The sequence below is a fragment of the Cupriavidus sp. 8B genome, assembly GCF_054589115.1.
Genome location: NZ_BAAILO010000412.1, coordinates 151,020 through 170,120, shown reverse-complemented (window position 1 = coordinate 170,120; position 19,101 = coordinate 151,020). Strand labels below are relative to the sequence as shown.

Annotated in this window: 18 protein-coding genes; 12 read left to right on the top strand and 6 right to left on the bottom strand. The window is 61.0% G+C overall.

The features are described 5' to 3' along the window. Positions 1 to 154: 154 nt before the first annotated feature. Positions 155 to 1,615: an efflux transporter outer membrane subunit gene (locus ACYP5B_RS39480; RefSeq protein ID WP_459573245.1), complete on the bottom strand. Its 1,461-nt coding sequence runs from the start codon at positions 1,613 to 1,615 to the stop codon at positions 155 to 157. Between the two features lie 110 nt (positions 1,616 to 1,725). On the opposite strand from ACYP5B_RS39480, the gene ACYP5B_RS39475 reads away from it, so the two are divergent. The 5 genes from ACYP5B_RS39475 to ACYP5B_RS39455 all read left to right on the top strand — a co-directional run bounded on the left by ACYP5B_RS39475 (position 1,726) and on the right by ACYP5B_RS39455 (position 7,325). Further along, positions 1,726 to 2,259 carry a winged helix-turn-helix transcriptional regulator gene (locus tag ACYP5B_RS39475; protein WP_318233170.1) on the top strand — a complete coding sequence of 178 codons (534 nt, stop codon included), beginning with the start codon at positions 1,726 to 1,728 and terminating at the stop codon, positions 2,257 to 2,259. Positions 2,260 to 2,274: 15 nt separating this feature from the next. Beyond that, positions 2,275 to 3,384 (top strand): HlyD family secretion protein, encoded by a 1,110-nt coding sequence (locus tag ACYP5B_RS39470; protein WP_318233169.1) that lies wholly within the window; start codon positions 2,275 to 2,277, stop codon positions 3,382 to 3,384. Next, entirely contained in the window at positions 3,381 to 5,000 is a 1,620-nt protein-coding gene (locus ACYP5B_RS39465; RefSeq protein WP_400101296.1) for a DHA2 family efflux MFS transporter permease subunit, read from the top strand. Before ACYP5B_RS39470 ends, ACYP5B_RS39465 begins: the two co-directional genes overlap by 4 nt. Before the next feature lie 245 nt (positions 5,001 to 5,245). Continuing rightward, positions 5,246 to 6,433: a thiolase family protein gene (locus tag ACYP5B_RS39460; RefSeq protein ID WP_459573279.1), complete on the top strand. Its 1,188-nt coding sequence runs from the start codon at positions 5,246 to 5,248 to the stop codon at positions 6,431 to 6,433. Between the two features lie 115 nt (positions 6,434 to 6,548). Further along, positions 6,549 to 7,325: an enoyl-CoA hydratase gene (locus ACYP5B_RS39455; protein ID WP_459573243.1), complete on the top strand. Its 777-nt coding sequence runs from the start codon at positions 6,549 to 6,551 to the stop codon at positions 7,323 to 7,325. 33 nt (positions 7,326 to 7,358) lie between these two features. Here ACYP5B_RS39455 and ACYP5B_RS39450 read toward each other — a convergent pair whose 3' ends face one another. From ACYP5B_RS39450 to ACYP5B_RS39435, 4 genes are all read right to left on the bottom strand, one after another. Beyond that, entirely contained in the window at positions 7,359 to 7,805 is a 447-nt protein-coding gene (locus ACYP5B_RS39450) for a MarR family winged helix-turn-helix transcriptional regulator (protein WP_459573242.1), read from the bottom strand. A gap of 147 nt (positions 7,806 to 7,952) precedes the next feature. Then, positions 7,953 to 8,672, bottom strand: a complete 720-nt coding sequence (locus ACYP5B_RS39445; RefSeq protein ID WP_459573241.1) for a hypothetical protein — start codon at positions 8,670 to 8,672, stop codon at positions 7,953 to 7,955. A 17-nt stretch (positions 8,673 to 8,689) separates the two neighbouring features. Continuing rightward, positions 8,690 to 9,154 carry a MaoC family dehydratase gene (locus ACYP5B_RS39440; RefSeq protein ID WP_400101307.1) on the bottom strand — a complete coding sequence of 155 codons (465 nt, stop codon included), beginning with the start codon at positions 9,152 to 9,154 and terminating at the stop codon, positions 8,690 to 8,692. Positions 9,155 to 9,186: 32 nt separating this feature from the next. Continuing rightward, the gene (locus tag ACYP5B_RS39435) at positions 9,187 to 9,741 is read right to left on the bottom strand and encodes a TetR/AcrR family transcriptional regulator (protein WP_459573239.1); all 555 of its coding nucleotides are present in this window, start codon (positions 9,739 to 9,741) and stop codon (positions 9,187 to 9,189) included. 168 nt (positions 9,742 to 9,909) lie between these two features. Between ACYP5B_RS39435 and ACYP5B_RS39430 the strand changes: the two genes are divergently transcribed. The 6 genes from ACYP5B_RS39430 to ACYP5B_RS39405 all read left to right on the top strand — a co-directional run bounded on the left by ACYP5B_RS39430 (position 9,910) and on the right by ACYP5B_RS39405 (position 16,183). Continuing rightward, positions 9,910 to 10,371, top strand: a complete 462-nt coding sequence (locus ACYP5B_RS39430) for an SRPBCC family protein (RefSeq protein WP_318233162.1) — start codon at positions 9,910 to 9,912, stop codon at positions 10,369 to 10,371. Positions 10,372 to 10,445: 74 nt separating this feature from the next. Further along, the gene (locus ACYP5B_RS39425) at positions 10,446 to 10,946 is read left to right on the top strand and encodes a (2Fe-2S)-binding protein (protein WP_318233220.1); all 501 of its coding nucleotides are present in this window, start codon (positions 10,446 to 10,448) and stop codon (positions 10,944 to 10,946) included. Beyond that, positions 10,939 to 13,311 carry a xanthine dehydrogenase family protein molybdopterin-binding subunit gene (locus tag ACYP5B_RS39420; RefSeq protein ID WP_459573237.1) on the top strand — a complete coding sequence of 791 codons (2,373 nt, stop codon included), beginning with the start codon at positions 10,939 to 10,941 and terminating at the stop codon, positions 13,309 to 13,311. The genes ACYP5B_RS39425 and ACYP5B_RS39420 overlap by 8 nt, the downstream gene beginning before the upstream one ends. Then, positions 13,308 to 14,165 (top strand): FAD binding domain-containing protein, encoded by an 858-nt coding sequence (locus ACYP5B_RS39415; protein ID WP_459573236.1) that lies wholly within the window; start codon positions 13,308 to 13,310, stop codon positions 14,163 to 14,165. The genes ACYP5B_RS39420 and ACYP5B_RS39415 overlap by 4 nt, the downstream gene beginning before the upstream one ends. 12 nt (positions 14,166 to 14,177) lie before the next feature. Further along, positions 14,178 to 14,792 carry a DUF302 domain-containing protein gene (locus ACYP5B_RS39410; RefSeq protein ID WP_459573235.1) on the top strand — a complete coding sequence of 205 codons (615 nt, stop codon included), beginning with the start codon at positions 14,178 to 14,180 and terminating at the stop codon, positions 14,790 to 14,792. A gap of 254 nt (positions 14,793 to 15,046) precedes the next feature. Continuing rightward, entirely contained in the window at positions 15,047 to 16,183 is a 1,137-nt protein-coding gene (locus ACYP5B_RS39405; protein ID WP_459573234.1) for a thiolase family protein, read from the top strand. Between the two features lie 169 nt (positions 16,184 to 16,352). On the opposite strand, the gene ACYP5B_RS39400 is transcribed toward ACYP5B_RS39405, so the two are convergent. Beyond that, on the bottom strand, positions 16,353 to 17,732 hold the full coding sequence (locus ACYP5B_RS39400) for an amidohydrolase (protein ID WP_459573233.1): 1,380 nt from the start codon (positions 17,730 to 17,732) through the stop codon (positions 16,353 to 16,355). Between the two features lie 213 nt (positions 17,733 to 17,945). Here ACYP5B_RS39400 and ACYP5B_RS39395 point away from each other — a divergent pair, with 213 nt between their 5' ends. Further along, positions 17,946 to 18,899, top strand: coding sequence for a LysR family transcriptional regulator (locus ACYP5B_RS39395; RefSeq protein WP_459573232.1), 954 nt, complete (start codon positions 17,946 to 17,948; stop codon positions 18,897 to 18,899). Positions 18,900 to 19,101: the final 202 nt, after the last annotated feature.

Below are 19,101 nucleotides of genomic sequence, written 5' to 3'. Positions count from 1 at the left end.
TCGCGATCCAATGCGCCTGCATTGGATCGCGACTTGAACTCGCACGTAGTTTTTGTCTCCGTCAACGTCCTGCCAGGCCTCGGAAGGCCAGGAAGCGGCGACCCATAGGGGAGGAGTCCGATCGGCGCCTGACCGTAGTTCCTGCCGTCGAGTGTCAGGACCATCCGCCTCCCAGAGCCCGGAAGGCCGATACTGCGGCACGCGCGTTATCCGCCCTCACCTTGGCCTGCTGGTCGCGAGCAGCGAGCAGTTGGCGGTCCTCGTCGAGCACTTCATACAGACTTACCGCCCCACCCTTGTACGCGTCCTCGGAAGCGTTGCGGGCGCGCTCATGCGCACCAACCTCGTTAGCTAGTTCGTGGCTTTGCGATTCGAGTTGCGTAAGAGAGATCAAGGCATCCTCGACATCCGCCGTGGCTTGCAGCATCGACTTTCGATAGTTGGCCAAGGCTTCGGCGAAGACACCCTTGGCGCCTGCGACTTCGGCATCTACACGTCCGAAATCGAACAGACGCCAGCGCAGTCCTGCGGTAGCGGCGGGTTGAAACGCCTGCGCGGTGAACAGCTTGCTTGCCGAGAGACTTTCGAAGCCAAGCAACGCCGATAGCGACACCTTGGGGTAATACTCGGCAGTAGCCACGCCGATCCGGGCGTTCGATGCCGCCAACCTGCGCTCCGCCGCAATCACGTCAGGGCGACGCTGCAGCAGATTGGCGGGGCCCTGCGCCAACGCGACCTGCGGCACGACCATCTCGCTCTTCGAATCGCGCAGTTCCGCTGCATAAGAGCCCGGCTGCGCGCCCATCAGTACATCGAGGCGATTGAGCTGCGTTTCGAGTTCGATCTGCAGCGGCGGGATCGTGACGCGGGTCTGGGCAAGCTGGGCTTCGGCCTGTGCCTGCTCACGTTCGGCACCAATGCCATCGGCCAAACGCAGGCGCACAAGATCCAGCAAACGCTGGTTGGTCTGGACCTGCTGCTGGGCGATGGCGATGCGGGCCTGCGCACCGCGCACGCGGAAGTAGGCATCGGCCGCTTCGGCGGCGACCAGAATCCGCACGCCGAGGTGATTGGCTTCGGCGGCCTGCAATTCCGCATTGGCAGCCTCGGCGCCGCGCCGCAGCCCGCCAGCGATATCGATCTCCCACGTTGCCGCAGCGCCGACCGAATAGAGCGTCTGGTTTCTCTTGTAGCCAGGCAACGCGCTACCGATCTTGCCCGAGGGGCTTTCCAACGATTGACGCTGCTTGCTCACGTCAGCGGACAGGCTGGCCTGCGGCAGCAGTTCGGCCCCGGCGAAGCTGGCGGCCGCGCGCGCCTGGTCCACACGCGCGATCGACGCCGCCATATCGAGGTTCTGGTCCAGCGCCCGCTGGATGATCTTCGTGAGGACCGGATCGTTGAAGCCGTTCCACCACGTGTCCAGCGATACCGGCTCGCGCGTGTCGTTGATGGGGGCCAGTTCCGTCGCGTGCTGATAGGCCTTCGGCATCTCGCTAGCGGGCGTGTGGTAGTCGGGGCCTGCCGCGCACGCTGCCAGGCCAAACGCCACCACCGCAGACGCGGCAACAGTCACTGCGCGCTGGACCAGGCCATGGGGTGCTTTTTTCGTCATGTCGATTCCTTTCATTGAGGCTCACGCAAATTCATACTTGCATGATGCTAGTTACTAGACTAGACTAACTTGCATGTTGATAGCAACAACTTTTTTGAGAAGGACCGGCGATGTTTAAAAAGTCACACAAGGATGCTCAGTGCCCGATGGCACGTGGCATCGAGCGCGTTGGAGACGCCTGGACCGTCCTGATCCTGCGGGAAGCCTTTTACGGCACCACGCGCTTCGACGAGTTCCAGAAAAGACTGGGCATAGCGCCCAACATGCTCACGCGGCGACTGAACACCCTGGTCGAAGAGGGGCTGATGACCCGGCAGCAGTACAGCGCCCATCCGCCACGCGACGACTACGTGCTCACCGACCTCGGCCGGGACTTTCGTCCCGTGCTGCTGACGCTCATGGCGTGGGGGAGCCGGCACTTCGGCCACGACGGTGAAACCATACAACTGGTCGAGCGCCGGTCCGGCCGCCCCGTGCGTCTTGCGCTTGTCGACGCGGAGACCGGCGACCTGATCACCGAAGCCGGACACTACATCGCGCCCGGCCCCGCGGCCAGCGAAGGACTTCGGGCCCGCCTCGCCCGCTCAGCCCAAGCCCAGCCCCTCGAATCGAACCCCTCTGTGCCCGCTACGGGCGCTTTCTAAATACGGAGCAATCTCATGACAAGCACTACGACTGTGAATCGCGCCCCCTCTGAGGCCGCCCCCTCCAGGCTCAAACTGAATAAGAAGGCACTACTGATCCGCGGCAGCGGCGCGTTGATTGCTCTGGCCGCAGCAGGATATGGCTACCACTGGTGGACTGGCGCGCGCTTCGTAGAAGATACCGATGACGCGTACGTCGGCGGGGAGGTCACGTTGATTGCCGCCAAGGTGCCCGGATACCTCGCCGAAGTCCTTGTGACAGACAACCAGCAGGTGCACGCAGGGGACTTGCTGGCACGCATCGACGACCGCGACTATCGCGCAGCACTGGCGAAGGCGGAAGGTGCCGTGGCATCGCAACAAGCGCTCCTCGCCAATCTCGATGCCCGGGAAAGGCTTCAGCAAGCCGTGATCGCGGAGACTAAGGCAGGCGTTGCTGCCGTCGACGCAGAGACGGTTCGGGCGCGCGATGATCAGGCGCGTTACGCCAGCCTGGTCGCAAAGTCTGCCGTATCCATTCAAAGCTCGCAGAAGGCCGATGCCGACTACAAGCAGTCGCTCGCCAATGGCCAGAAAGCCAAGGCAGGCGTCGAAGCCGCCCAGCGGCAACTCGACGTCATCGCCACGCAGAAACAGCAGGCACAGGCGTCGCTGACCCAGGCTATCGCCGAGCGCGACATCGCACGCCTCAATCTGGGGTACACCGAGCTCCGTGCGCCCGTTGACGGGACGGTGGGTAATCGTCGCGCACGCGTCGGTATCTATGCTGCCAACGGCGGGCAATTGCTATCGATCGTGCCTGCCAAGGGTCTCTGGGTCGATGCCAACTTCAAGGAAGGACAACTGGCCCACATGAAGCCCGGCATGCGTTCCACGATCGTGGCCGATGTCATGCCGGGCAAGGTGTTCCACGGGCGCGTTGAAAGCCTCGCACCAGCCACTGGCGCCCAGTTCAGCGTATTGCCGCCCGAGAACGCCACCGGCAATTTCACCAAGATTGTTCAGCGCGTACCCGTGCGCATCGTCCTCGACGAACAAGATGCAAAGCTCGGCATCCTGCGGCCGGGCCTGTCGGTCGTTGCGGAAGTCGATACTCACGCGGCCAAGGAAGCGAGCAAATCATGAGCACCGCAGTCACCGCAAACCCTGCTGCACCCAGCGCAGCTGTGCCCTCGCCCGTCCCGTCGCCCAGCGAACTGCCGATGAGCACAAAGGTGTTCGCCTTTGCGACGATGTGCGTAGGCATGTTCATCGCATTGCTTGACATCCAGATCGTCTCCGCATCGTTGCGCGATATCGGCGGCGGCATCTCCGCGGGCGCGGATGAGACTGTCTGGGTGCAGACCGCATACCTGATCGCGGAGATCATCGTCATCCCGTTGTCTGGATGGCTTGCGCGGGTCATGTCCACGCGCTGGTTGTTCGCAGCCTCCGCCGCCGGTTTCACCGTAACCAGTCTGCTCTGCGGGATCGCCTGGAACATCGAGAGCATGATTGCCTTTCGCGCTGCGCAGGGCTTCCTGGGTGGCTCGATGATTCCAATGGTCTTCACCACGGTGTTCGCGTTCTTCGAAGGACGCCAGCGCGTGGCGGCAGCCGCCATCATCGGGGGACTGGCGTCGCTGGCACCGACGCTCGGGCCCACTATCGGTGGCTGGATTACGGACAACTTCTCCTGGCACTGGCTCTTCTTCATCAACCTCGCCCCCGGCGTGTTCGTGACGGTCGTGGTGCCAATGCTCGTCAAGATCGATCAGCCGGACCGGTCGCTGCTCAAAGGTGCCGACTATCTCGGCATGGTTCTGATGGCGCTCTTTCTCGGCTGCCTCGAGTACACGCTGGAGGAAGGGCCGCGCTGGGACTGGCTCGGAGATCAGGCCATCCTGACCACCGCGTGGATATCGGGGCTCTCGGGAATCGGCTTCCTATGGCGTTCCCTTACCTACAAGAACCCGGTCGTCGATCTACGGGCGCTGAAAGACATCAATTTTGCCCTTGGATGCTTCTTCTCTTTCGTCATCGGCATCGGCATCTTCGCAACGATCTACCTGACCCCGCTGTTCCTGGGGCAGGTGCGCGGGTTCAGCGCATTGCAAACCGGGCTGGCCATCTTCTCCACTGGTCTGTTTCAGGTGTTGTCGATCCCCATCTACTCATACCTCGCGAACCGGGTGGACCTGCGGTGGCTGTTGATGGTCGGACTCGCGCTCTTCGCCCTGTCGATGTGGAACTTCGCGCCCATCACCCATGACTGGGGTAGCGCCGAACTGCTGTTGCCACAGGCCATCCGCGGCATGGCACAACAGTTCGCCGTTGCACCCACAGTGACCTTGACGCTGGGTGGCTTGCCGCCCGCGAGACTGAAGCTCGCCTCCGGCCTGTTCAATCTGATGCGCAATCTCGGCGGTGCTATCGGCATCGCAGCATGCGCCACGATCCTGAACGACCGGACAAACCTCCACTTCCTGCGCCTGGCCGAACACCTGAACATCCGCAACGAGTCCATGGCCGCATTCCTGAATGATTCGACGACTCACATGATGACATTGAGTAACGAGGTCAATGACGGCAATGCCGCCGCCATCAGGCAACTTTGGGCTCTTGCCATGCGCGAGGCTCACACGCTCACCTATGCCGATGCATTCCTCGCCATCTTCGTGTGCTTTGCCATCGCGACGCCGCTGGTACCGCTGATGCGCAAGGTCTCGCCGCCAAAGGGCCCGTCCGCCGATGCCCATTGACCCTATCCGGAGACAAAGATGACACGACACCATCCAATCCTGCTCTTGCTGTCGGCGATCTTCGCCGCAAGCTTGGCTCCGGCTGCACACGCCACCGGACAGCCGGCGCACGATACCAGTCTGGCGTGCGCGCGCGCTGACAACAAATATTGCAGGCTTGCCGACGCAATTTATCCAGGCGGCAAGCCAGTACGCCATCCCGACGACCTCGGGTCCCCCGCTTGAATCACCTTAGTGAGGTAGCAATGAGTACAAAAGAAGTCGTGCTGTGTCAGCCAGTCCGGACGCCCATCGGCGCATTCAACGGCTCGCTGAAGACCGTCCCGGCCACGGAGCTTGGCGCCACCGTGATTCGGGCAACAGTGGAACGTGCTCGGCTGGACCCCGAGCTTGTCGGCTCCGTAGTGTTCGGCAACGTCATCCAGGCCGGCAACAAGATGAACCCGGCGCGCCAGGCAGCGATCAACGCAGGCATTCCGAAATCCGTCCCGGCGCTGGCCGTCAACCGCGTATGCGGATCCGGTGCCCAAGCCATCGCCTCGGCAGCGGACGAAGTCCGCCTGGGCTATGTCGACTTCGCCATTGCAGGCGGCATGGAGAACATGGACCGCGCACCGTACCTGATGCCCGCTGGCCGCTGGGGCCAGCGCATGGGCGACACCGTCCTGCATGACAGCATGCTGATGGACGGCCTGGTCGACGCATTCTCCGGTGAGCACTCCGGCTGGCATACCGAAGATCTCGCGGCACGCTATCAACTGAGCCGGGAGGCGCAGGATCGCTGGGCCGAACGCTCTCAGCAAGCGTTCGCGTTGGCCCAGGCACAGGGCAAGTTCGACGAACAGATCATCGCCGTAACCCTGAAGGGCAAAGCCGGTATGACCTTGTTCGCGAAAGATGAAGCGAATCGCCCCGATACCACGCTCGAGGGACTCGCCAAACTGAAGCCGGCCTTCCGTCGCGACGGGACGATCACCGCCGGCAATGCGCCCGGCATCAACAGCGGTGCAGCGGCCATGATCGTGGCGGATCGGGCCGTTGCCGAGAAGCACGGTCTCCAGCCTCTCGTACGGCTCGTCGCCTATGGCCTGGGCGCGGTTGAGCCGGGGATGTTCGGCCTGGGTCCTGTCCCTGCCGTCCAGCAGGCGCTCAAGCGTGCACATTGGTCGCTTGCCGATGTCGAACGCTTCGAGATCAATGAAGCCTTTGCCGCCGTGCCCTTGGCCGTTGCAGCGGAACTGGGCTTGCCGCACGACATCATCAACGTCAACGGCGGCGCGATCGCGCATGGCCATCCGATCGGCGCGACGGGCGCCGTCCTCACCACGCGGCTCCTGCACAGCATGCACGCTGATGGCATCCGACGCGGCATCGTCACGCTCTGTATTGGCGGTGGCCAAGGCATTGCGCTCGCCGTCGAAGCAGTACGCTAGAAGATCGTGGCATAGCATCTGGCAGTGTTTACTTCGTACGCGAAGCATATATACTTCCCATGCGAAGTAAATCGCTGCCACCACCTTACGACTGCCACTTCAAGGAGACATTGCCATGACATCAGAAGTCAAAACCAACCGTGCCGGCGGCGTGCTGACAATCACGATTGCCCGGCCGGACAAGAAGAATGCACTGACCAATGCGATGTACGGCGCATTGGCAGACGCGATCGACAGCGCCGCATCAGATCGTGAAATCAGGGTGATCCTGTTCCAGGGCGAGGGCGACTCGTTCACGGCAGGAAACGACATCGGAGAGTTCGCCGCGCAAGCAGCCGGCTCGGGCCCGGCCGAGCGCCATGTCTTCCGGTTTCTCGATAGCCTTGCCAGGACCAGCATCCCTGTGATCGCTGCAGTACAGGGCAAAGCCGTAGGCGTTGGCACGACCATGCTGCTGCATTGCGACTATGTGATCCTGACGGAGGACGCCCAGCTAATCACGCCTTTCATTAACCTGGCATTGGTCCCGGAAGCGGCCTCCAGCTACCTTCTGCCATTGCGCATTGGCCACGCGCGCGCCTTCGAGATGTTCGCGTTTGGGGACCCGCTGCCCGCAGCCACCGCGCTGGCGTGGGGCATTGCGAACAGGGTCGTGCCGAATGCCGAACTGCAAAGCGAAGCAAGACGGGCGGCGGAACGCATCGCGGCGAAGCCGAACGGATCCATGACCGCCATGAAGCAACTGATGCGCGATGTGGCGAAACTCGCGTCGCAAATGGACGCCGAGCGCGCGATATTCACCAAGCGGCTGGAAAGCGATGAGGCGCGCGAAGCATTCACGGCCTTCGCCGAAAAACGCCAGCCTGATTTCACCAGGATCCAGTTGCGCTAGAAAGCCGATGGCAGGACACCGCGCTGCCCTGCCCTATTCGAGGCCCTTGTCGCCTTCCGCGGATGGAAACTTGTCCTGAAGGCGACTCAGCCACCGAGCCACAACATCGATTTCTGCCTTGGAAAAGCCTTCGGTCAACCGGGCGTTCAGATCGACCAGCCCGTCCCGGGAGCGCTTGACGGCTGACCGGCCTTTCGCGGTCAGCCGCAGGCGCCATACGCGCCGATCCGCTTCATCGACCTCGCGAGCCAGCAATGCCGCATGCTCCATGCGGTCGGCCAGGCCACTCAGCCCCGATGCCCCGAGATCGAGCGCCGCTGCCGCCTCGCTCATCAGCGCACCATCGTTTTTCTCGAGATAGAACAACAGGCCGGACTGGGCCGCCGTGACGCCCCCAAAGCTGGTCCGCGACTGGGTCCAGCGCTGAAGTCTGCGATGACCAACGTTAAGTAAATAGACCAGGCGGTGATCAGTTGTCATCAGTTGCCATATTTATAGCCAGACCATCCACATGTCTCGGCCCGTCAGGCCGACGTCGTGGCGGCAGAAAAAGTGGCAATGAATATAGCACGCCCGGTGTCAGCATAAGCCGCGCGCTTTCCAAACAGGCAAGAGCTCACCCGGCAATCAGCTGAAGCGCACGCTCCCAATATCGATCGAGACGAGCACCCGACTGAGATCCGCGCGCATGTCGGCGTTACGACGATAGGCTAGACGGCGAGACGGCAGGACAATCCCGTCCGCAGTCACATGATCATACACATACTGCGCCGCAGCGAACCCGCCTGCGATATCCACGTGATAGTCGTGCCGACGTAGCAACCCGTCCTCACCGAAATAGAAGTCCTGTACATTGCAGTGACTCTCGATATTGGCAGGAAATCGGACCCGCAGCCCTCGCCATGTCTGCGCGCCTTCGCGCCATGGCTCGATTTCGGTGGTTCCAAAGCCGCGTAGCGCTGCAAGGAACGGTGTAGTCAGGTAGGTCCACAATGCGTAGCCATTGAAGTAGGCGCGCTGCAAAGGGTTCCAGGGTGAATCGATCGTATGCCCATCGAAACTGCGCCTTGGATCCTTGAGTTCCTTGACCAGCTCCCCTTTTGTCGTCTCAATCGCGACGCGTCCCGGTTCAAACCGGGTCCGCCAGTCAGGATTGCCAAACGGCATCACTGACGCACGCTCTTCGTGGAGCGATACAGTCATCGTCCGAGGAGCCGGATCCTGAACCAGGCCTTTCATGGCCCAAAGCGAGCCGCCGGTCACGATCGTTGCAGTCACCTCACTGAAGCTCTTCCAGCGATCGATGCCGCCATGGGCTTCGAGCACTTCATTCAAAAGGCTGCTCATCGCTTTCCTCCGGCCGATTAGAGCCCATCACTGCCAGCGACGCGGCGTTGTACGACCAGATTCACGACAAACACCTGCACTGGCTCATCTTTCTGGTTGAAGGTTGTGCAGCGTGCCTTTACGAGCCCGTGCTCGGGGCGCGACTTCGAAGTGCGCGTTTCCAGTATCTCGGTCTCTGCATGCAACTCGTCCCCCGGTCGGACTGGACGCGGCCAATTCAATTCCTCCATGCCAGCGCCGAGAATGCCTCCGGCCGGGCGGAACTCGCTATCCACAAGAAGACGCATGGACATTGCAGCGGTGTGCCAACCGCTTGCCGCAAGTCCTCGAAAGATCGAGTTTCGAGCCGCGGCGTCGTCCATATGAAATGGCTGCGGATCGAACTCGGCAGCGAACGACTTGATCCGTTCCGCGTCCACTTGCAACTTCCCGGACTGATACCTCTGGCCGGGAGCCAGGTCCTCAAAGAACTGCGTGCTCATCGTATTCACTCCAGTCGCTGCGTGTTAATTCCTTAGCGCATGTCGCGGACGGCTTCCAGAAGCTCCAGAGACATCGCTTCCGACCGTACCGCACGGGCAAGCACCATGCCGCCCACCATCGTTGCCAGCATCCTGATTGCGGATGCGCGCGCCGCTTCATTGCCGCCCTCACCTGCTATCAGTTCTATCAGCGCATCGATGCGCGCCTCGAAACGCCGCTTGGTATCGGCATCAAGTCGCGACACATCCGATCCGAGCGCAGCAATGGCACAGCCAGCCTCGGGATGATCGCGATGTTTGCGCGTCACGTATACGTCCATGACGGCCTGTTTGCGCTGCTTGACCGGCACAGCAGCCACTGCTGCCTCAAGTTGCGACATGGTTTGATCGAATCCCGCATCGAGTGCATCGGCAATCAGGGCGTCTTTGGACTCGAAATGTGCATAGAAGCCTCCATGCGTCAGTTTCGCTGCTTTCATCAACTGCGCAACGCCAACGCCGTTGACACCGTGTTTCCGGAACGCCGCCGCCGCAGCGGCGATGATCTTGCCGCGGGTCTCCTCCTTGTGCTCAGGTGTATAGCGCATCGACAGCCTCCTCTATGATTGCTACGCCGATTATAGGATGATACCCATCATTCCATGCCCTAGGGAAAGCACCGAGGGGCATTCCGGGCCATTCAACCTTGACCCCCACGGCCGCGAATTCTATGATGTTAACAACGTATACATTATTGATCGTGACAAGGAGACAGCGTGGACTTCAACGGCTCACAACATATCAGCGCACCGCGAGCAGAAGTCTGGCGACGCCTCATCGACCCACTGACGCTGCAGCAATGCCTGCCCGGTTGCGAGCACTATCAGCAACTGCCCGATGGAAGCTACGACGTTGTCATCGCCGCCGCGATCGGGCCGATCAAGGCCCGCTTCAAAGGCATTGCGCAGTTCTCCAACCACCAGGAAGACATCGGGTACCGCGTTGAGGGTAACGGCAACGGAGGGATCGCTGGGTTCGGCAAACTCAGTGCCGACGTTCGCCTTGAGGATAGCGACGGCGGCACCGCTTTGCACTATGCGGCAAGGGCGCAATTGGGTGGCAAGCTCGCGCAAATCGGATCACGTCTCGTTGGCACGGTGGCGAACAAGTTTCTAGCCGATTTCTTCCTGCGGCTCGAAAAGCTGGTGGGCGAATCCGAAGAACATGATTCGCCCTAAGATATGACGATCATCATTCCAAATGGAGCTGAATTCAGGCTGCCGGCCGAGGAAAAGGAGACAACGTGACATCGATGGAAATTCAGAACCTCGTCAATGACGAGCCTCGCAGGCTGACAGCGGAGCCGAGACAGCTCCTTGTGCATCTGCTACGGGACACCTTGCGTTTGACTGGTGTGCATATCGGCTGCGACACATCCCAGTGCGGGGCCTGCACTGTCCTGATCGACGGACAGACGGTCAAGTCATGCACCGTGCTTGCAGTCCAGACCGAAGGTTGTTCCCTGCACTCGATTGAGGGCATGGCAGGCGACCGGATCACGAACTCGCTCAAGCAGGCGTTCAATGAGAGCCATGGCCTGCAGTGCGGCTTCTGCACGCCTGGGATGTTGCTCGCCGCGCGCGCCCTGCTGCAGAGCACCCCAAGCCCCACCGAGGACGATGTACGGCATGCGCTGCATGGCAACCTTTGCCGGTGCACGGGATATCAGAACATTGTCGATGCGGTATTGCTCGCAGCCACCCGGCTGCAACAAACCAGCGGCCACGAGGCAGAGGAGCTAACTCATGACTGAGAAGGATCGCGAGCCCCGCAACCGGTACATCGGAAAACCTGTCCTGCGACGGGAAGACCAACGGCTCATGAGCGGCATGGGCAAGTTCACCGACGACTTCCAGTTCCCGGGCATGGTGTATGCCGCTTTCGTCAGGGCGCCCTTTGCGCATGCGCGCATCCGGCACATCGACACGTCAGCAGCGCTGGCCCTGCCAGGTGTGGTCGGGGTGCTGACCCATGCGGACATTGCAGACCGGATCGGCAACATCCGACCGAATTGGGTCGTGGGCAATTCGAAGGTGCCGCCACATCCGGCCCTACCTTCGGAGCGAGTCCGCTATGCCGGTGAAGCGGTGGCCATGGTCGTCGCCCAGACACGTGCACTGGCAGCCGACGCCGCCGAGCTGGTGAATGTCGATTACGAGGAGCTGCCTGTAGTCGTGGACGCCGAAGCCGCGCTGCGCGATGGCGCCCCACAGCTCCATGACAACGTACCGGGCAACCTGATTGGCATTTTTCGCCTCAAAGGGGGCGATTATGACGCTGCCGCCAAGGCAGCGGATCGTGTGGTTTCCATCCGCCTGGTCAATCAACGATTGATTCCCAGCCCCCTCGAGCCGAGGGCCCTTTGCGCCAGCTATGACCCGCTCGACGAGCGTCTCACGTTTGTGCTGCCTAGCCAGGTGCCCCATATGTCCCGGCGCTGGCTGGCGGAGACCCTGGGCTGGCCCGAGCACCGGATCCGGATCCTGGCGCCTGATATCGGCGGTGGGTTCGGTGCAAAGATGCACTTCTACGTGGAAGAGGTACTGGTCGCCTTCGCCTCGCGACATTTCTGCCGGCCTGTGAGTTGGACCGAAACGCGCAGCGAGAACCATGTGGCGACCACGCATGGGCGCGCGCATGTCGAGTATGTGGATGCCGCGGTCACGCAAGCCGGCAAGGTCCTCGGAATCAAAGTGCGCTCCTATGCCAACCTTGGCGCGTACCTATCCAATATGGCGACCGGTATTCCCACCATCAACACGGCCAGCTATGTCACCGGCAACTACCAGATCAGTTCGGTGGATGTGGAAGTCGACCTGGTCACGACCAACACCACACCGGTTGACGCATATCGCGGCGCGGGCCGCCCCGAGGCGGCCTATATCATCGAACGCCTGATGGATGCTGTCGCCAGCGAGCTCGATATGGATCCCGTCGCGCTGCGTCGGCTCAACCTTGTGCAACCGGATCAGTTCCCCTACCAGGCGCACGAAAATGCGCGCGGCAAATGGGACAGCGGTAACTACCAGGCATGCCTGTCCCAGGCGACGGAGATGATCGATTATGACGGCTGGCGCACGCGTCAGGCGACACTACGGCAGCAAGGCAGGTATATCGGCATCGGCGTGACCTGCTACCTTGAGCTGGTAGGCATGGGCAATTCCGCCATCTTGCCGAAAGTCGGCTTCGACCGCGGCGGTTGGGAGAGCGCCCATCTGCGCGTGCATTCCGATGGCAAGGTGACGCTGTTCAGCGGGTCGATGCCGCAGGGCCACGGTCATGCCACAAGCTACGCACAGATTGTCGCGGAGGTCCTTCAACTGCCGATGGAAGATATCGACGTCGTGCAAGGTGACACGGATCGCGTGCTGGCCGGTCACGGCACATTCAATTCGCGCTCCATGCCAGTGGGCGGCTCGGCAGCGTATGTCGCGGCTGGAAAGATTCTGGCCAAGGCACGCAGGATCGCCGCCATCATGCTGGAATCCACCGAGGAAGGTGTCCGTTACGCGGATGGCATCTTCTCGCTCGAATCGGGTCTCACCGTGCCTTTTTCCAAGGTCGCCCGAATGGCCTATGTCGCTGGCAAGCTGCCTCGCGATATGGAGGCGGGCCTGGACGAACGTGTCTTCTATGAACCCGTCTCCCTGGGCGCGCCCAATGGATGCCATGCCGTGGTAGTGGAAGTCGATGTCGACACGGGGATGGTGGAGATCCTCGACTACGTGGCCGTGGACGATGTGGGCGTGCTGATCAATCCCCTGCTGTGTCACGGGCAGATGCACGGTGGCATTGCACAAGGCATCGGACAGGCGCTCTATGAGGAGGCCATCTATGACGAGTCTGGCCAGTTGCTGTCCGGCTCCCTGCTCGACTATGGTTTCCCGCGGATCGAGCAGATTCCACGGATGCGCACAGCATTCCAGGTGTCGCCGTCGCCAACCAATCCACTTGGCGTCAAGGGTATTGGCGAGGCTGGCTGCGTCGGCGCACCGCCGGCGGTCGTCTCTGCCGTATGCGATGCCCTGAAGCCATTCGGGATCGTTCATCTCGACATGCCCCTGACGCCGCCGAAAGTCTGGCGCGCCATCCAATCCTCCTCGCGGAGCTCGACATGATTCCCTACCCGGTTGACTACGTCAGGGCCACAAGTGTGCCGCACGCGCTCGCCCTGCTATCTAACGATGCAGAAGCCAAACTTCTCGCGGGCGGCCACACGCTGATTCCTTTGATGAAGCTGCGTCTTACCCACACGTCGAAGCTCATCGACATTGCAAGACTCCCGGAGTTGCTCGGAATTGAGGTCCACGCAGATCACATCGAAATAGGACCGGCCACCACGCATGCCGAGTTAGCGTGCGACGCACGCCTTCGTGAGCTTTTGCCACTTATCCCTCTGGCAGCCAATGTCATCGCGGATCCGACCGTCCGTAACCGCGGAACAATTGGTGGCTCGTTAGTCAACGCCGATCCATCGGCGGACTGGCCGGCTATCATGCTCGCCCTGGACGCCCAGATGGAAGTCGCCAGCATCAACGGATCCCGATCAATCTCCGCAGATTCTTTCTTCATCGGATTCATGTCCTCGGCTTTGGAATCGGGCGAATTGCTTACCCGCATCCGCATTCCGTTACCTGGTCCAGACCGGGTTGCGTATCGGAAGTTCCGTCATCCCGCGTCCGGATATGCTGTGGCCGCCGCCGCTGTCGCGTTGCAGTATTCGGACGCGCAGTGCACGGGAGGCCGGATTGGCATTACCGGCGTCGCCGAGACGGCGTTCCGTCCTCGCGCCGCAGAGCGCATGCTAAGTGAGGGATTCTCGGGAACCGAGAGCAATATCGCCCATCTTGTCGACATGGCATTCGCGGACGTGAAGCCACTCGAGGACAACTTCGCTGACAGCGCCTATCGCATCCACTTAGGCAAGGTCATGCTCAAGCGGGCGCTGATAGACACGGTGACTCACGGATGACAGGCCCGGACAATGAAATCAATCCAGTTTACCTGCTGCGCCACCATGGCATCGGTGGCGCTGATGTTCGCCACGGCACGCTGCGAAGCACAACCTGCGATGACATCGCTTAACAACCTGATCAGAACGTCGACGCCCCATTCGATAAGCGTGGCGCACGTGACATTGGACATCGGCGTCCCATTCGAGCCATTTACGCGGCATTTCGAAGACCTGCTCGGTCGCTTCGACCCCTCCGTTACAAAGCTCGTTGCGACGGATCCCAACGCGGCAAATGCCTTGATGGCGCAAATGGAGGGCGACCAGGGATTGATGATCTTCATGGTTCTGAACCATGGCGCGCTTCTGAGCCTCGCCGGCACATCGGGGCACGCCAAGCGTTATCAGGTAGGCAATCCCCGCATCGCCCTGCAGATGACGCAGCATGACATCCGTGCCGGACTCTACGCTCCGCTTGCCGTGCTCGTATATGAAACAGCGCCGGGACGAGTCCGCGTCGAGTACGATCAGCCATCCACCCTATTTGGCCAGTTCGGCAATGGCGACGTTACTGCAGTCGGAAAGGCGCTCGACGGCAAACTATCTGGCGTCATCGAGCATGCCGCCCAGCTAGCCGCTCAGCCCTAAGCGAAAGCGCACGACGTCCGAATTGCGTAGCAACGCTTCAGGGCGCGTCTTGAAGCCGAAGCAGCCTCAATGAGGCTGTTTTGTGTCTTCTCTCGATGTTCGGATCGGTATCTCATCCTATGTACCGGTGCCTTTGCTGAGCCCCGCAAGATATCAAGGAAGACAGCATGCGACGTCCGTGAAATCCTTCACACAAGTTGCGTGGATTCTTTGATATGATGATCATCATACTACTTAAAGACGGAGGGACTCCAATGAAAGCTGTCATCGCTGGTTATGCTCGTTCGCCGTTCCAGTTCGCAAAAAAGGGCGCCTTGGCCACGACTCGTCCGGACGAACTTGCCGCGCAGGTGGTGCGTGGCCTTCTGTCGCGAACCAACCTTGACCCTGGCCTCATCGAAGACGTCATTCTCGGATGCTCGTACCCTGAGGGTCCTCAGGGCAACAACATGGCGCGTATTGTGGGCCTTCTCGCAGGGTTGCCTCACACAGTTGCCGGGACGACCGTAAATCGTTTCTGTGGTTCATCCATGCAGGCCATTCACATGGCTGCGGCCAACATCGAGGCCGGTATGGGCGATGCGTTCCTTTGCGTGGGCGTCGAATCCATGACCATGGTTCCGCAAGGCGGGCTCAATCCGTCTCCCAACCAGCAACTCAAGGCGACTTCGCACGCCTACATCTCGATGGGCGAAACGGCAGAGAATGTGGCAGTGCGTTGGAGCGTCTCTCGGCAGGAGCAGGAAGCCTTTGCTGTGCATTCGCACACGAAGGCGGCCACCGCACGCGCAGAGGGCCGGTTGCACGACGAAATCGTTCCAATTCATACACCTGAAGGGGTACTTGTCACGGAGGATGGTTGCATTCGGCCCGGCACTTCCCTGGAAGCTCTTGCGAATCTGAAACCTGCATTTCGCCCGGATGGTGGTGTTGTCACCGCAGGGACGTCATCCCCCTTGACTGACGGCGCCGTCGCAGTGCTTGTCACCAGCGATACATTTGCAGAACGCCACCATCTCAATGCGACCGCCCGAATCTTGTCTTTCGCGGTCGTCGGAGTGGATCCGGAAATCATGGGTATCGGTCCCATTCCTGCCACGCGAAAAGCGCTTGCACGCGCGTCGCTCGATGCCAGCAAGTTGGGTGTAGTGGAGATCAATGAGGCATTTGCATCCCAGGCAATTGCTTGCATGCGCGACCTGGAACTTGATCCAGCCCGCACCAACCTGGACGGCGGCGGGATTGCCATCGGGCATCCGTTGGGCGCAACGGGGGCACGCATCACCGCCAAGGCAGCGGCCCTGCTGCAACGCGAACAACGCCGCTATGCGCTTGCAACGCAATGTATTGGTGGGGGTCAGGGTATCGCTACCATCCTGGAGCGGGTCTGAAGCAGAACGACGGTGACGCATCCGGCGGGGCGCGCAGTGTCGCTAGTAAAGCGGCACTGTGCGATACGCCGCGCGAGCGATGCGACGAAGTCGCCGAGCGAATCGGCGGACATCGCCCGGTTGATCCATCCATACCGTTGCGCGATGCCCGCGTCGTAGTCCAACGCGCTCAGCGTTGCGCCATCAGCATGTAGTCCACCGTCAGGTTGGACAACGCGCGCACGCCGTTGATCAGCGCCGGCTCATCCACATAGAACTCCGGCGAGTGGTTGGAGGGCGCCTTGGTCACATCCTGCCCCTTGGGCGTGACGCCCAGGTAGAAGAACAGCCCCGGCACCTTCTCCTGGTAGAACGAGAAGTCCTCCGATTCGCTCGCCTTGGGCGTGATCATCCAGCTGCCTTCGCCGGCCACCCGCTGCAGCGTGGGCGCCATCTTCTCGGTCAGCGCAGGCTGGTTGATGGTGGCGTTGTACAGCTCCACCACGCGAAAGTTGGCCTCGGCGCCGGCGCTGGTGGCCATGGCCTCGGTGGTGCGCTTCATGCGGGCATGGATGTCTTTCTTCATGCCTTCGTCATAGGTGCGGATGGTGCCCATCATCTCGACCTTCTCAGGCACGATGTTCATGCGGTTGCCGCCATGGATGGTGCCCACGGTAATCACCGACGGCTCCAGCATGGCATTGACCTGGCGGCTCTGGATGGTCTGCAGGCCCATCACGATCTGCGACGCCACCACGATCGGGTCGATCCCGCCCCACGGACGCCCACCGTGCGTCTGGCGGCCCTTGACGTCGATCCAGAACTGGTCGGCCGCCGCCATCGACGCGCCGCTGCGCCAGCCGAGCTTGCCGGACTCGATTCTGCTGGTGACATGCAGGCCGAAGATCGCGTCGACCTTTGGGTCGTCCAGCACGCCTTCGGACACCATCTGCTTGGCGCCCCACATATTGGAGCCGTTGGGCTCGAAGTCTGCCGGAGTTTCCTCGGCCGGCTGGAAGATGAATTTGACCGTGCCCGGGAGCTGGTCCTTCATGCCGGCGAGCACCTCGGCTGTCGCCATCAATATCGCCACGTGGGTGTCATGGCCGCAGGCGTGCATCACGTCGACTTCCTTGCCCAGGTACTGGCCCTTGGCCTTCGACGCGAACGGCACGTCCACGCGCTCCTTCACCGGCAGGGCGTCCATGTCGGCGCGCAGTGCCACCACCGGGCCGGGCTTGCCGCCCTTGAGCACGCCCACCACGCCGGTCTTGGCCACGCCCGTCTTTACCTCCATGCCGAGCTTGCGCAGGTGGTCGGCCACCAATTTCGCGGTGCGGGTCTCGTAGTTGCCCAGTTCCGGGTGTTGGTGGATGTCGCGGCGCCAGGCGATCAGCTGGGCTTCGACGGCCTTGGCGCGCGTTTCGATCAGGGCGTGCAGGGCGTCGGCGCTGGCGGGGACCGGCGTGGTCTGCGCCTGCGCGGCGTTGCAGAGCAGGCCAGCGGCAAGTGCGACGCTGGCCAGGGCAATGCGGGTGGTGGAACGGAATGCGGTGTGACGGACAGCCATGCAGGATCTCCTTCGTTGTTGGTGGCTTGATGCTGGCAGTGTTGCGGCACACAGGTGCAGCCTGCCGCAAGAAAAGCTGGTGGTTTTCTCCTCTCTTTGCTGTGGTTTCATGCGACTGCCTCCATATCGCTTTTGTGCGAGGTCTGTTTGCCAATTCTTATGTATAGCGTTAGCCTTTGGAATGATTAAAGGTCAATCTTCACTTAGCACTTCATGAAAGTAATCGGCGATCCTAAGTTACGTGCTCCGATGGGCCAGTTGAGCGACATGGACTTGCGTCTGCTGAAGGTCTTCAAGACGGTCGTTGACTGTGGTGGCATGACGGCAGCTGAACGCGAGCTAAACATTGGTGGATCGACCGTAAGTCGGCATATCAAGGATCTGGAGACACGCCTTGGTCTGCTGCTATGTCGGCGTGGTCGATCTGGGTTCGCCCTAACTACGGAAGGTCAAAGGGTTTACGATGAGGTGTTGCGGCTGCTAGCGTCAGTTGATTCGTTTCGTAGCAGCATTGACGACATCCACCTCAGGATGGGCGGAAGCCTCGAGCTCGCCATGTTTGACAAGATAGCGACCAATCCAAATGCTCACGTTGGCGCTGCAATTGCGCGTTTTTCGGAGCTTGCACCGGACGTGACCCTTAGCATTCATGTTGCCTCGACCAATCCCATCGAGCGAGGAATACTCGACGGGACCTTTCAAGTTGGCATCGTCCCAAGCTACCGTAGTTCCAAGGCCCTGAGCTACGTAGAACTGTTTGGTGAGACGATGCTTCTGTACTGCGGTGCGAATCACCCACTCCATGGCGCGGATCACGGCGGGCTAACCTGGCGGAAGCTGCAGTCCTATGCGTTTGCTGCACTGGGCTTCGTGTCTCCCAATATGGAGATCAGTCACAGAGCTGGGCTATCGCGAAAGGCAACGGCCTTCGATCAAGAAGCTATCGCACTCCTGGTCTTGTCGGGTCGTTTTCTGGGCTTCCTGCCGGACCACTATGCGGGCGAGTTCGTAGCCAGTGGCGCAATGCAGCCAGTCGCACCGAAGAGATTTCGCTATACGTGCAGATACTCGAGTGTGCTACGCCTTTCGCCACAGCCATCCCGCGCCGCACTGCTTTTCCAGGAGTGCCTCGTATCGGCACACGCCGCTAAGCCCACTGATTCTTGACTTGAGGCAAAGAGGAAGTGTGCGATGTGTATTGCTTGTGGCCCGCTGACGCGGGTTTTGGCGCTTGCTGGGCGGGGTTTTCATGCTTCTAGCTGCTGATGCAGAATAGCGTGAGTGGGCGATGTTTTAGCGCTTCTAGCTGCTGTCGCGGCTGTACGGTGTTGGCCGTTTTAGAACGTGTGAGATGTCACTTTTCTTTACT